This window comes from Dyadobacter sp. CY323 (genome assembly GCF_021390245.1).
GTDB lineage: Bacteria > Bacteroidota > Bacteroidia > Cytophagales > Spirosomataceae > Dyadobacter.
Genome location: NZ_JAJUXH010000024.1, coordinates 97,961 through 111,723, shown reverse-complemented (window position 1 = coordinate 111,723; position 13,763 = coordinate 97,961). Strand labels below are relative to the sequence as shown.

General features: G+C 48.6%; 9 protein-coding genes. 2 read left to right on the top strand and 7 right to left on the bottom strand.

Annotation, left to right across the window (positions count from 1 at the left end):
- Positions 1 to 7 precede the first annotated feature (7 nt).
- Positions 8 to 655, bottom strand: coding sequence for a response regulator transcription factor (locus tag LZG72_RS25620; protein ID WP_233877997.1), 648 nt, complete (start codon positions 653 to 655; stop codon positions 8 to 10).
- Positions 656 to 926: 271 nt separating this feature from the next.
- Here LZG72_RS25620 and LZG72_RS25615 point away from each other — a divergent pair, with 271 nt between their 5' ends.
- Complete coding sequence (locus LZG72_RS25615) at positions 927 to 3,821, top strand: two-component regulator propeller domain-containing protein (RefSeq protein ID WP_233877996.1); 2,895 nt, start codon at positions 927 to 929, stop codon at positions 3,819 to 3,821.
- A gap of 77 nt (positions 3,822 to 3,898) precedes the next feature.
- Here the strand turns inward: LZG72_RS25615 and LZG72_RS25610 are convergent, their stop codons facing one another.
- The 4 genes from LZG72_RS25610 to LZG72_RS25595 are packed head-to-tail and all read right to left on the bottom strand — an operon-like array spanning position 3,899 to position 10,534.
- The gene (locus LZG72_RS25610; protein WP_233877995.1) at positions 3,899 to 5,356 is read right to left on the bottom strand and encodes a RagB/SusD family nutrient uptake outer membrane protein; all 1,458 of its coding nucleotides are present in this window, start codon (positions 5,354 to 5,356) and stop codon (positions 3,899 to 3,901) included.
- Positions 5,357 to 5,376: 20 nt separating this feature from the next.
- Positions 5,377 to 8,814 carry a TonB-dependent receptor gene (locus LZG72_RS25605; protein WP_233877994.1) on the bottom strand — a complete coding sequence of 1,146 codons (3,438 nt, stop codon included), beginning with the start codon at positions 8,812 to 8,814 and terminating at the stop codon, positions 5,377 to 5,379.
- A gap of 2 nt (positions 8,815 to 8,816) precedes the next feature.
- Positions 8,817 to 9,869 carry a FecR family protein gene (locus tag LZG72_RS25600; protein WP_233877993.1) on the bottom strand — a complete coding sequence of 351 codons (1,053 nt, stop codon included), beginning with the start codon at positions 9,867 to 9,869 and terminating at the stop codon, positions 8,817 to 8,819.
- Complete coding sequence (locus LZG72_RS25595; protein WP_233877992.1) at positions 9,869 to 10,534, bottom strand: RNA polymerase sigma-70 factor; 666 nt, start codon at positions 10,532 to 10,534, stop codon at positions 9,869 to 9,871. Before LZG72_RS25595 ends, LZG72_RS25600 begins: the two co-directional genes overlap by 1 nt.
- A 251-nt stretch (positions 10,535 to 10,785) precedes the next feature.
- Between LZG72_RS25595 and LZG72_RS25590 the strand changes: the two genes are divergently transcribed.
- Entirely contained in the window at positions 10,786 to 11,097 is a 312-nt protein-coding gene (locus LZG72_RS25590; RefSeq protein ID WP_233877991.1) for a hypothetical protein, read from the top strand.
- 55 nt (positions 11,098 to 11,152) lie between these two features.
- Here the strand turns inward: LZG72_RS25590 and LZG72_RS25585 are convergent, their stop codons facing one another.
- Together LZG72_RS25585 and LZG72_RS25580 are read right to left on the bottom strand one after the other, a co-directional pair.
- Positions 11,153 to 12,640, bottom strand: coding sequence for a family 43 glycosylhydrolase (locus tag LZG72_RS25585; protein WP_233877990.1), 1,488 nt, complete (start codon positions 12,638 to 12,640; stop codon positions 11,153 to 11,155).
- 50 nt (positions 12,641 to 12,690) lie between these two features.
- Positions 12,691 to 13,761, bottom strand: coding sequence for a family 43 glycosylhydrolase (locus LZG72_RS25580; protein WP_233877989.1), 1,071 nt, complete (start codon positions 13,759 to 13,761; stop codon positions 12,691 to 12,693).
- Positions 13,762 to 13,763 lie beyond the last annotated feature (2 nt).

Sequence of the window (13,763 nt, the reverse complement as noted above, 5' to 3'; positions counted from 1 at the left end):
GTGAGTCTCAAACAATGTGATGCTTCACCGCATATAACACCAGCCCGACGGTACCTTTTACACCTAGTTTCTGGATCAGGTTCCTGCGGTGGGATTCTGCTGTTGGAATGCTGATAAACAACTTTGTCGCGATTTCACTGGTTGAATATTCCTTTGCTATTAAATGCAGGACTTCGAGTTCCCGGGTCGTTAATCTGGAAATTTCATCCGGAATCTCAGATCCGCGGTCTTGTTTGAGCATATCGGCCAGACCAAAAACGACATGTTCGCTAAAAAACTTCTTCCCCGTTGCCAGCGCCGAAATGGCGAAGCACAATTCCGCCTTGTCTGCATTCTTTAATATATAGCCCGTCGTTCCGGCGGCAATGGCTTCCCTGATCTGAACGGGGTCGTCGATCATGGTCAGAATGAGGATTTTTAATGAAGGAAATTCTTGCCTGACTTTGAGGCATAATTCGATACCTGTCATGCCCGGCATTTTCAGGTCGGTGACCAGAATGTCAACTTCATTTTCCTTTAAGAACTGCAAAGCCAGCTTGCCGGAACTTACCATCCCCACAACCTGAAAACTTGAATCCGTCGACAAAAGCAATGAAAGGCTCTCCAGCACAATCTTATGGTCATCAACCAGTAACAGGCGGATAGGCTGCGACATATGGAGGCTCGTTGCTGAGTTTTGTTAATTGTAAAATAGCAATGGTTTTTACCATTTCAAAATTCAGGAATCCGGAGGTACCGCCATATCATGGAAACCATGAGATAAGTCTTCGAAAACCATGATTTTGATGTATTGATTTGGAAGGGTTGCTTTTAAAAATGATATTTATAAAAAGGATGCGGCTACATAAGCGCCATTCTTCCAGCGATATATGAAGAGGAAGTGGTCCAGGGATCTTTTGTTCACAATATGTTTAGTGGCTTGTGCAATGTTAGCCTCCGGGCAAGGTACATACAGGTTCCGGCATTTGGGGGTGGAGCACGGATTGTCTCAGGGATCGATCTACAACATGCACAAGGATTCCCGGGGATTTATGTGGCTGGGGACCGAGGACGGAATCAATCGCTTTGACGGAAAGAACATCGAAATTTACCTTTCCGGCCTGACTGGACATTCTACCAACGTGCTGGGCATCGCCGAGGACAGCGCGTCGGACTTGTGGGTGGGGTCGCACAAAGGGTTTTACCAATATCTTCGAAAATACGACCGGTTTGTGAGGCCAGCGCTGAAACATTCACTTGGAAACGTTTCCGTTCACACTTTCGCCGACTCCCGTAAGAACATTTATTTATTGGCTGAAACCGGCCTTTACGGACTGAAAAATGGTCAGGTATCGTTAATTACAAAGGATCTTTCCTACAACAAGTCTCAATACAACAACTTTCTGGCCGAAACGCCCGACGGGGATTTGTGGCTGATCGATGTAGAAAAAGGGCTTAAACGGTATTCGTTTTTGACAAAAAAAGTCTCTTACTATTATTCCGACCAGTCGCAAAATACATTCGGCATCCCACAAACATTCAACTGTATCAAAGTAGATAAATCCGGCATCATCTGGCTGGCCTCGAAGGAAGCTTTGTTCCGGTTTGACTATCTGCAAAACAAGCAAAGTGTTTTCGACCTCCGTTTTTTAAGACATACCCCAACGGGAATGGAAGTGGATAACAACGCAATGCTCTGGCTCGCAACCGAGGGCAGCGGTATTTTCATCTTTGACATTAAAAAGGAAAAATGGGCCCAACATCTCAGACACGAAGACGATGTTAAAAACAGCCTCACGTTCAATGAGATCGGGAGCCTTTATATCGATGAAAACAATGACGTATTTGTTAACACGGATCCGCAGGGGCTGGATATCATCACCGCGGTTTCGTCTGCTTTCAATTTTTACACGTATGGAAAAAACCCGACATTCAGTACGAGCGATTATTCGATCAGAGGAATTGAAGAAAATGCGGATTCCACGATCTGGCTGGGAACAGAGCTGGGCGGGCTAAATCTTTTGGAGCCTAAAACCGGGAAGATGAGGCATTACTCGACTCAGGACGGACTGCCCGGAAATACCATCCGTTTTATCCTGAGAGATCCCGAAAACAGGGTCTGGATATCCGCCGTAGGTGGCTTCGCGTTGTTTCTGCCTGACCGTAACCGGTTTAAAAACATTGTTTTACCCATTAAAACTGAAATTACAAGCATTCTTCCCATCGGGAAAAACACCTTACTCTTGCCATGTGATAAAGGGCTTATGGTATTCGACGCCGCGCATCAGAGGGTAACCAGCCGTTCATTCCGCTCGCTGGTAATGGGTTATGGGGCTTATTGGGATAGTACGAGCGGTCTGGCATACATATCCGACCGTTACCGTGGGGTGAAGGTTTTCAGGATGGAGGATAATAAGCCCATACTTAATGCGACTATACTGGACGGTTTCCACGTTTTGCAGTTTTATCGACAACCTAACAGTCCCTTTCTTTGGGCTTGTACCGATACCGGACTGGTCAAATGGCACATCGGGGAAAACCGGATCCAGAAAAACTATCGTCTGTCGGATGGTCTTCACCACGAATACATCTATTGCATGCTGCCGGATTCGTCCGGACATTACTGGCTGAGTACGAACAGAGGCATTACCCGCTTCGACCCGGTAACGGAGCATTTTGAATTTGTGAAGGAAATACCGGCCCGCGAATACAATTCAAGAAGTGCGCTGGCTGCCAGGAATGGCAATCTATACTTTGGCAGCACCGCAGGCATGGATCTGATCAAACCCCGGCTCCTGACGTTACAGAACGACATTGTCGGCGTTCACCTGACTTCGCTCGCGTATGACCAGCAGGCATCGGACGATTCTGTTTACATCGGCGAAAGAGAGCTGCTGCGGCTGCCTTATTCTTCCAACACCATCACCCTGAAATTCACCGCGACGGATTACCGCAGCGCCGGCCTCAACCGCTTCCGCTATTTCTTGAAAGGGTATGACAAGGATACGATTTACGCCGGGTTTGCTGATCAGGTCCGTTATGCGCGGTTACCGCCCGGTGAGTATGAATTTCAGCTGCAATCTTCGGATCTTGGCGGAAACTGGGTGTCCCCGGTACGAAAGTTGAGAGTGGTTGTACTGCCTCCTTTTTGGCAAACCTGGTGGTTTATTACGCTGGCACTGACATTGCTGGTCGTGATTTGCTATCTGTCGATCAAACGATACCTGGATTCCCGGCTTGCAGCTCAAAGAGTGAAATCGGACAGGGATATTTACCTTGAAAAAGAGCGCAGCCGTATTGCCAGGGACATAAATGATAGTTTGGGCTCTGAGCTTTTTGGTCTTAAGTTGCTCGGACAAGTTGCATTGTCACAGAGCAACAATGAAGTTTCCGACGGGCATCTTCAGAAGATCGTGACGATCTCAAAAAACATTTCTGAAAAAATCAGCGAGGTTATATGGCTGACAGATTCCAATCAGGACAATTTGGAAAGCTTGTGGAATTACCTTCAAAAAAATGCATCGATCTATTTGAAGCCGGCAGGGATCACTTTCTCGTTTCAAACCAACCCCGGGACGCCGGGATGTTTGGTTTCGGGTGAAAAAAGGCATGAAATCCTCAATTTCAGCAAACAGCTGTTTTTTGAAATCACGGATACTGTCCCTAACGAATCCGTGGAAATCACATTCAATATGGAGCCCGACCATCTGCTCATAACATTGGAAAATTCCAATATCCCTTTTCGGGAAAGCGAGTTGATGGCCGGGCTGCTTAAACTGAACGGGAGTTATTCTTTCTCAGGACAAACTACAGAATTGATCAAAATCCCCATTAAAGACTAAATGTCACTCATCTCCTCAAACTATTTCCGGGACAGATCCTGGCCGCATTAACGACTCAGGGAACCGGATTGCCAGTGCTACTGACCCAGGTTTGGGTTCAGGTTAGCGTCTTTTAGCGGAACTGGGAACGTGTAATCCGTCTTGGATATGGCGCCTACCGGTTTGAGGTCATTCGGGTCCTTGGCTGCGTTGGCGCTTTCGACCATTTCAAGTCGCAGCAGGTCAAACCAGCGTGAGTATTCACCCGCAAACTCCCAGGCCCGTTCGTCAACCACAGCCTGGATAAATGCGTCATTCGACAATCCTGCCAGTGATTTCAGCCCAGCCCGCGTTCTCACTGCATTTAACGCCGCATAGGCTTCTGCATTTGCCGAACCGGCGCGCGCCGACGCTTCCGCATAAATCAGTAGCACATGGGCATAACGGATCATATGTACGGGAAGTGACGATTGCCAGGTGTTATTTACAGCCAGCCTGAATTTCGCGAAGTAGGGTTTTTTCTCGGCGCTGTTTTGCCAAGGTACAATCGCTCCGCTGCTTCGTACAAACTGGGTGCGGAAAGTGATATCCTTCCGTTTTCCTTCCGGGAATTTGTTGAAAAAATGGATCTCAGTACAAAAATCCTCCCAGCCTCCCTCTTCCCCCGGCGTGCCCGGATGTCCGTAAAAACCATTTACCGATCCTCCGAAACTCGTGGACGCATGAAACGCCATTACTTCTTCGCTGGTACCGATCGCCGCTGAATTTCCGCCCCAGAGAACGCTCAGGTCCACCAGTTCGAAACCGTAAGTCGTCTTATTATCAATGACTTCTTTCGCTTTGGCAGCGGCGAGGGCATACTTACCCTGATTTTTTATAGGCCACCCGCCCTGCGTGAGATAAACGTCTGCGAGCAAGGCTTTTACAGAACCTTTATTCGGCCGGCCCGGGTCTCTCTTTTTGTTCGCAACCAGCTCCTCCGCTTTTTTAAGGTCTTCTTCTATGAGCTGGTAAATCTGTGCCGGTTCTGTTCTTTTTACGTTCAACAAATCGTCGCTGAAATCCGAAGTTGTGATGAGCGGAATGCCTCCGAAACCGCGCACGAGCCAGTAGTACGACAGGCCACGAAGGAAATATGCCTCGCCCAGGATCTGGCTGATCATTGCCTGATCACCAGAAACGACCTGATAGTTATTAATGATGTTATTCGCGCCCTGGATGGTTTTGTAACAGCCGTCCCAGATAAATGCAGTGTGGGTATTTCCGGAGGTAACGTCAAATTGGTCCAGTTGTCTCGACCATACTTTCGGCATGTTCCCTCCCGTAATGGTCGAAAGATCGTCGCCGCCCATTGCGAAACTCTGGATAGATGAATTTAAAAATCCGCGTGTCCACGTGCGCAGCAAACCTTTATAGGTTCCCGTAAGAGCAGCTTCGAGCCCCTGAACGTCGCTGATTGCATTGGTACCCACGATTGCACCTTTGGGATTCTCATCTAAAAAGTTGCTGCAACCCAGGCAGTTTATCACAACAAGTAAGAAGAATATTTTTTTCATAATGGTAGTACATTGAAATTTTAGAAAGAGAAGTTTATGCCTCCGGTAAAAGTTTTTGAATTCGGGTAAGCACCATAGTCAATACCCTGCTGTACGTCCGTCCCGAAATTCTGCCAGGTTATCCCGCTCACTGCATTGGAGTTGGCTTCCGGATCAATCCCCTTGTATTTTGTAAAAGTCAGCAGGTTGGTAGCGCTGACGAATAACCGGACAGCCGCTATATTTTTCAGCAAAGCCTTTGGTAACGTGTAGGTAAGACTGATGTTTTTCAAGCGGACAAAGTCGCCTTTTTCAATAAACCGGGAAGTCTGGATCAGCGAGTTGCTGGCAGCACTGCTGAAAGCCGGTATGTCGGAGGTTTCATTTACGCCGGGAATGTAACGGTCTTTGATGTCAGCAAACGTTATTTCCTTCGCATCCGTACTGCCCATGACACCGTTGGCATAGGTGTAGTTCAATTTTTTGAAACCCATTAATCCCTGAAAAAATACATTCAGTGAAAGGTTTTTATAGGTAAATGTATTGTTGAAGCCAACCGAGAGTTTTGGTGTGCCGTTACCAAGTACCTGCTGGTCGCGTTCGTTCAAAACGCCATTTCCATCCAGGTCTTCGTATCGTGCATCACCCGGTTTCAGTCCACTCAATGCAGCTTCGTCTGCCTGGCTGGCTTTCCAGGTCCCCAGATATTTGTATCCCCAAAAGGCATTCATGGGCTGTCCCGGTATCAGTACATTTTCAACAAGCGGAATGGTGTCGCGTTCTGTGCCCAGGTTCACAATCTTGTTTTTCAGGATTGTAAGATTAATTGTGCTGTTCCATTCAAAGCTGCCCGAACTGACAGGTGTTGCATTGAGTGCAAATTCCCAACCCTTGTTTTGTACTTCGCCGATGTTGGACTGAATGTTATAACCGCCCACATACCCGGGCAATGATCTCAGCATCAGCAAATCGCGTGTATTCTTCACGAAATAATCCGCCGTCAGCCTCAACTTGCCTTTAAAAATCCCTACATCCACTCCCAGGTTAAACTGCTCAGTGGTTTCCCATTTAAGATTGACATTGCCCGGGTTCCCCAGCAGGATACCCGCCACAAGTGGCCCGCCATTACCATTGAAAACCACCCCGGCGTCATCCAGGTTTGTCACATAGCTGGAAAGCGTCCCGTATGAACCGATTCCCTGATTACCCGTCAGCCCCCAGCTTGTCCGGAGTTTAAGGTCATCGATTATTCCTTTGTTCGCAAGAAATGGCTCCTCGGAAAGGTGCCATCCCAGCGAAACGGATGGAAATGTGCTGTACTTGTTGCTGCCCTGAAATTTGGATGAACCATCGCGCCGTACGGTTGCCGAGAAAAGGTAACGATCTTTATAGGAGTAGTTCACCCTGCCCAGTGCCGAGAGCAGTCCCCAGCTCGAGTAGCCCGATCCCACCGTGCCGGAGGCAGACAGGGCCAGGTTATTATAGGATTGAGCCGGGTACGTGAGATTGGAAACATTGGCGTTGAATCCGGTGCCGACGAATTTTTGTGTTTCAAAAACCGCTGTAACGTTGATCCTGTGACTCACATTCAACACTTTTGAATAATTGAGCGTGTTCGTGTTCTGCCAGGTAATGTTTTCTCCCGAAGATCGCCCCGCGGTTGCCCAGGTCCTCGTCGACGGGTATCCCTGAAATGCCTTACCCTGCGAATTGAGGTAATTCAATCCGCCCTGGATGTCGAGGGAAAGGCCCGGAATGAACTCGTAGCGTAGTCCGCCAATCATATTGATGCTGGTATTCTCGGAACGGTATTCGTTTTCATTGATGATCGCGACCGGATTGGAAAACAAAGAACTGGTAGGATCAAAAAGAATGTAATTGCCGCGATCGTCCCGGACGGGTGTAGTCGGCGCCCAGGCAAGTGCCTGGGAAAGAGCGCCGCTCCGCTGGGAAGTTCCACTGGTGTTGTGATTTTCCTTCCGTGTACCGGTGAAATTGAACCGCAGAGAAAACTTGTCGCTCAGGTCAGAAGTAATATTTGTGCGTATCGAGTAGCGTTTAAAATCCGTATTTTTAATAATACCATCCTGATCAAGAAAATTACCGGAAATGAGGTAACTCGTTTTCTGGTTTCCTCCGGATAAGGTCAGCTGGAGTTCCTTGCCGGGTGCTGTCCGGAAGATCTCGTCCTGCCAGTCTGTCCCGCCGCTTTTCCTGAAACCTTCGATCTGCGCGTCAGTGAACTTGGGAACATAGGTTCCGCCGGCTGGTAAAAGTGCCCGCACGCGGTCGTTCGCCACCTGCGCAAAGTCCGCGGCGTTCATGGTATTGTATTTCTTAATGACATTGGAGCTGTAATACCGTAGTCCGAGGTCGACCTTCATTTCTCCTTTTTTACCTGTTTTGGTAGTAATGATGATCACCCCATTTGCGCCCCGGCTCCCGTAGATCGACGTGGCAGAAGCATCTTTCAATACCTCAATGGAGGCGATGTCTTCGGTATTGACCGTAGTGAAATCGGCACCGATAAAGCCATCAACCACATACAAAGGATCATTATCCCCGCTGAGCGAATTGGCACCTCTGACCCTGATACGCACCTCGCCTCCCGGCGCGCCACCCGAATTGGTAACCTGCACGCCTGATACCCTTCCCTGCAGCACCTGATCCACCCTCGTAACGGGCTGACCTTTAAAGTCTTCTTCCGAAACCGACGATACCGCACTGGTAACATCCCGGCGCATCTGAGTTCCGTAACCCACTACGATCACTTCTTCCAGGCTTTTGGTATCTGTTTTCAAAGTAAGATTCAGCACCGACCGACCTCCGACCTCGACCTCCTGAGGCAGGTATCCCACGAAAGAGAAAATAAGTATCGCGTCTTTATCAGGAATCATCATTTCGTAGCCTCCGTTTGCGGCAGTGATCGTCCCTTTTTGGGTGCCTTTCAGAACGACGCTAACGCCTGGCAAGCCGATGCCTTTTTCATCCAAAACCTTCCCGGTAACTTTTTCTTCCACAAGTTGCGCGGGCGACGTTTCAGTAGCAACTTCCCGGCCTGGCAGCATGCTGCTTTCAGGTACCGGGGCATCATTTTGTGTTTGAATGGAACCGGCGTCCGATAGCTTCACCGTCTCCTTCCGAACGATCACATACGTTCCTTTTCCGGCTTTCCGGTAAGCAAGCCCGTATGGTTTTAGCAGCGCGTCGAGCTGCCGTTCCAGTTTCTGCGCGACGTCAGCGCCATTGGCAACGAAAATCCCGTTGACTGTCGACTCCTCAAAAACAATGCTTACCTGATGTTTCCTGCCCAGATCGATGAGCACGTCCTTCAACTTCGTTACATTGGCGTGCTGGTTTTTGACAGGCTTGCCGGCATTTGTCTGCACGACATATGCGATGCTCTGCGACAGGCAGATCTGCTGCAGCATGAAGGACATCAATAATAGTCCTGCGTTACGGTATAAGGGTTGTAGCATAGTTATTGATTTTTTTGGATATGTAGTTCAACATGGTCCTGATTCTGGATAACTTCAATCAGTAGAAGCTCGGATAAGATTGAAAAAAGGTCGTCGGGATGTTCAGCCCGGTAAATTCCCCCGATCCGGCGCTCGGCCAGAACGGTGTCTGGTATACGTACATCAACATCGAACCGCTCTTTCATTTGCCGGGCAACTTCGGAAAGCGTCGAGTTGTCGAAATAAAACAGTTGTTCTTTCCAGGCGGTATATTTCTGTGGCTTGGCCGGCACGCTCATATCGAAGCTGCCGTTTGATCCCGAGGTAAACAGGTTACCCGGTTTCATATAAACCTGCTTTCCCTGCGGGAGCCGGAGCTTCACCTTTCCCCGAGACAGGAATACGCGTTTTTCTTCCCGGCGCGAATAAGCGACAAATTGCGTCCCCAGAACTTCAATGCGGTAATGGTCGCCCATATTCACAATAAACCGGTTGTTGGACCCGGTGTGGGTGACGTTAAAATCGGCTTCACCTTGCAGCTCCACCTCCCTGGAACCGCTCCCGAAACCAAAACGGGGTACCAAAAGTGTGGAATTGGCATTTAACAGTACTGTCGTTCCGTCTGAAAGCTGGTAGGAGGCACTATGCCCGCTTGCTGAATTTAAGGATTGATACATCAGTTCTTTTCTGAATAAAAAGCAGGTTGCGATCACAACACAGGCCGCTGCAAGCATTTGCCGCCATATCTTTCGCCTGAACAATGGGATCCTTTGCATTTTGACGGTTACCCCAGTGCTGGCTCTGCCACCTGCAGCACCAGTTAACTGAACCTGATAGCTTCGCATCGCCCGGTCCAGGTCCGGAAAAAACTGCGGGTTTTCACTTTCCCATTCGTCCAGATATTTATAGTACAACTCCTGATTCGCAGCGTCTTCTAACCACTCTTCAATTAATTTTCGCTGCATTGCGGTCGATTTCTCAGAGAAAAAATCGAACAGCAGACGTTTCGTCACCGGCTTTTCCATAGTATTAAATGTCGTTTCTGTTGGTAATGCACAGTCCGCGGGACGGACCATCAAAATGGTGTGTAGAAAAAAAGAAGTCCGCCCAAAAACCACTCACCTCTGAGCTCATTACGCAGCCTGGCAAGAGCTCTGCTGACAAGTGCTTCCACCGCTTTCGGGCTGATTTGCAACTCACTTGCTATTTCATCGTACTTTTTGCCCTCGATCCTTTTAAGTAAGTAAGCGCGGCGGCACTGGGGCGGGAGATTTTGTATAATGGTTTCAACCCTGTGATGAAGTTCACTGTAATGGAGTATTTCGTCCGGACTCAGATCCTGCGAAATCACGGTAAGGTCTTCAAAATCCAGTGATGTGGTCTTGTTCAGCTGCCACTTAAGATAATTATAGGAGCGGTGCCTGACAGATTTATAGAGATAGGCGCGATAAGACGTTGTGATTTGTTCAAAAACCCTGTTCTGCCAAAAACCCGCAAACACTTCCGAAACGATATCTTCGGCAATCTCCTTGGAATGAACAAAACGGACGGCATGGTTGCAGAGATTCACATAATACCTTCTGAACAACAGTGCGCATGCCTTCTGTGAATCTTCCTGAAACATGTTACGGAGCAGGAGCTCATCATCGGTTACCACCGTTTCGATGTGTGGCGTGCCCAGCCGCGGCGCCTTCCGGCCGGATTGAGCGTTGTCTAAACCATCCAGATAAATATCTGCCATATCGCTATGTTCAATTGCCCCGTAAATTCGGTACTTAACACAGACAAGTTTGCACTATCTTTCCCTATACTCGAAATAATAAAATTTTTTTTTGGTATTGTTCAATAATGGAACTGCAATGCCATTGGGTCAACAAGAATGCGGAAAAGGGCTTTTGGATGCCAGCAGCGGTGCCGGCAGCACGGTATGATCTTTGTACTAATCGCCGGGTCAATTACAAAAGATCAGATGCTAATCAAACAAATACTGAAATGGGAAAAACAACAAACTTTGAAACCTGGCTGTCCGATGTGATTCTGGAAGGCAATGAAGATGTATATGATCTGTATAATTCAATCAGCAATTTTGAACAGTCCGGCAAATTTTACACTTCCAAAGAGGTTACCAACGATGGTTACGAGTATCTCGTGAAGGCGGACGGAAACGAAGACAGTCTTTATCTCGAGTCCGACGAAAGAAAATTTGAATTTCTGAACTATCTGAAAGCCAATCACACGGACGCAGACGAGAATGACATAGATGTCTGGTACGAGATGAAAAAGGAGCTCGGCCGTACAGATTAGCAAGTCGGCCCGTCGCCCGGCCGAAATTTTGTCGGGTGACGAGCCGCTTTAATGGCTAATTACTTTTAAATACAAATCCTTCCACAACCGCAACTTCCCCCTGCACGCCTTTGGCCAAAATGCCCGCGCGTACAGCCCGGTCCCACGGCGGCAGATAAGTGATATCCGGGCTGGCGATGTTCAATGCGGTGAAGTCAGACCCATTAAGACTGTAAGAAAAACGGATTTCCGTGTTGTTTTCGACGTTCATTTTCAAGAATACGTGTTTTCCCGTCGCTGCTACCGGAAATGTACCCAGACTGCTTTTTGCACCGTTTTTAATGAGCATAATGCGGATACTATCCTGCTTTGCCGCCGCGTAGATCAGGTTTTTGTCGTCCCCGATCAAAGCTACGCCGGTCAGCGCATTTTTTACAGGAATGGTTTCCACCGTCGCCTCGTAATTCTGGCTGTTGATTTTGCGGGCGATGAAGGTTTCCCGGTCATCATTCAGCTGCATTCCGATCCTGCCGTCTTTCAGCTGAAATGCCGGTTTGTTAAAAACTGACCAGCTCCATTGCAAATCCAGCTTGTCTTTGTCAAAATCATCGGTAATAGTATAGGTTGTGCTGCTATCTGTCGGCGAAAGGTATTCATCTGTAAACCGGATCCAGTTGTCGGCGGTGAATTCAAATCCTTGAATGAGTGCTTGGCGGCCGGTGTATTTGTTCGATGCGCGATCATACGCGTGGTACATAAAATAGTTTTTCCCCTGATGCGTAATCGCGGTTCCATGTCCCGGGCACATCCAGTCGCTACGCCCGGTCAGGATCGGGTTTCCTGTGTATTTCTCCCACGGGCCCATTAGTTTTTTCGATCTCGCGATACCGGTCGCGTACGTGCAACCGGGGCCGCAGCAGCCTGCCGCCGCGTAGATCGCATAGAAATACCCATTGTTTTTGATCACCGAAACACCTTCCACCAAGTTCGCTTCCCAGCGGGTATCATTTCTGAAAAGCTCCCTTTTCTTGCCAGTCAGTGCAGTTCTTTCCTCGTTCATAGGCTGGATCCAGATCGGGGTCGGCTTGTTTACGCTGTTACCATCTTCTTTCCAGATCAAATGCAGCTTGTTGTTTTCGTCACGGACCGGGAATCCATCAATAGACCCAACCTCCTGACAAACCAGCGGGCCATGGTCTTTAAACGGACCTTCGGGCGAATCGGCACTCGCTACTCCCACGCACAGGTTTCCTCCTTTTTTGTGTGCGGTGTAATAGGCGTACACTTTCCCGTTTTCATAGCTGAGCTCAGGTGCCCAGTAGTAAAAATCTGCCCAGGATGTCAGATCAGGAAAAATAGAACCTGTCTGCTGCCAGTTTTTAAGGTCTGTGGATCTCATTATCGGAAATGCAGGCGCCCAATTGGAACTCGTAGCCGAAGAATAATACGTGTCCCCTACTTTTATCACAGACGGATCGGCAAAATCTCCGTGAACCACCGCGCGCTGCGCATTTGCAAGTTGAAATAATGTTACCAGCAACAAACTGATGCTCAATCTCTTCATAAATCGGTCTTAATGTGAATGCTTTTTAACTCCTAAATATAGCTAAACAGCTACTCACCTGATGGCACCGCGATCGCTTGTCCCGTCGAAACCGGCTCGCCAAAGCTGGGCAAACCGTCGGCAGTCCAGGTGAATTTTTGCATTCTTACGTTCCGCGAATTGCCGCAACCCTGGCCGGCAGACGAATTTGCGTGGTAGATAATCCAGTCTTCTTTTCCATCCCTGGATTTGAAAAAACCATTATGTCCCGCACCAAATGCATTTGCCGACGCCAGACCTGTAAAAACCGGTGTCGCCACCTTGTTCCAACTCTTTGCGTCCAACGGATCGCTGCCTGCTTTCAGGCTCATTATTCCCAACGAGTAGCGGTCATCCCCGCAATAGCTTCCCGAAAACACCAGAAAATCCTGCCCGGCCGCATTACGCAGGATCTCGGGACCTTCATTTACCCCAAATCCGCGTTTTTCCCAATCATACTGCGGCGTGGAAATGAGTACAGTCGGGCCGGTAAGTGTGAAAGGATTGCTCATTCGCGAGATGTAAAGGTTTTGGGTTAAATCAGTCGTTCCACCCGCAAATGGCCTCCCCGACCAGATTAGAAAAAGGCTGGTATCCCGCTGAAATACAGTCGCATCGATCGACCAGAGATCGGCTGGCTGAGTAGTGAGCTTACCCTTGTCGGTCCAGGTTCCCTGCGTGGGGTCCGCATTTGCGTTTTCCAGGACCCACATCCGGTGCTCCCGATCATTTCCATCCGAGCCGGTGTAGTAGATGTACCATTTGCCATTGAGAAAAAACAGCTCCGGGGCCCAGATATCCCTGGAATTTCCGCCGGATGCCGGCGCAGTGAAAACAGTAACCGGCGCAGCATCCTTCAAACGGCTCATTTTGTTTGTTTTCCATATCTGAATGCGGTTACCCAGTGTATGCAGGTAATAATAGGTCGTGTCTTTCTGAAAAACAAAAGGATCGGGCGCCGAAGTCAGCAATGGATTTGTGAATGTAGTTGCCTGCTGCTCACCCGGCTTTGGCCCCTGTGCTTCCTTTTTGCAGGACGCATTGAGGAACAAAAGCGGAGTGATCGAGGCAAAAATGATGCGGTAAAGCGAGCGAAAAATCATAG

Excerpts from the sequence above, each read along its gene's own strand:
- LZG72_RS25600 (WP_233877993.1), bottom strand. The coding sequence starts at position 9,869 with ATGGTCCGTCCCGCGGACTGTGCATTACCAACAGAAACGACATTTAAT.
- LZG72_RS25605 (WP_233877994.1), bottom strand. The coding sequence starts at position 8,814 with ATGCTACAACCCTTATACCGTAACGCAGGACTATTATTGATGTCCTTC.
- LZG72_RS25615 (WP_233877996.1), top strand. The coding sequence starts at position 927 with ATGTTAGCCTCCGGGCAAGGTACATACAGGTTCCGGCATTTGGGGGTG.
- LZG72_RS25610 (WP_233877995.1), bottom strand. The coding sequence starts at position 5,356 with ATGAAAAAAATATTCTTCTTACTTGTTGTGATAAACTGCCTGGGTTGC.
- LZG72_RS25595 (WP_233877992.1), bottom strand. The coding sequence starts at position 10,534 with ATGGCAGATATTTATCTGGATGGTTTAGACAACGCTCAATCCGGCCGG.
- LZG72_RS25585 (WP_233877990.1), bottom strand. The coding sequence starts at position 12,640 with ATGAAGAGATTGAGCATCAGTTTGTTGCTGGTAACATTATTTCAACTT.
- LZG72_RS25620 (WP_233877997.1), bottom strand. The coding sequence starts at position 655 with ATGTCGCAGCCTATCCGCCTGTTACTGGTTGATGACCATAAGATTGTG.
- LZG72_RS25580 (WP_233877989.1), bottom strand. The coding sequence starts at position 13,761 with ATGATTTTTCGCTCGCTTTACCGCATCATTTTTGCCTCGATCACTCCG.
- LZG72_RS25590 (WP_233877991.1), top strand. The coding sequence starts at position 10,786 with ATGGGAAAAACAACAAACTTTGAAACCTGGCTGTCCGATGTGATTCTG.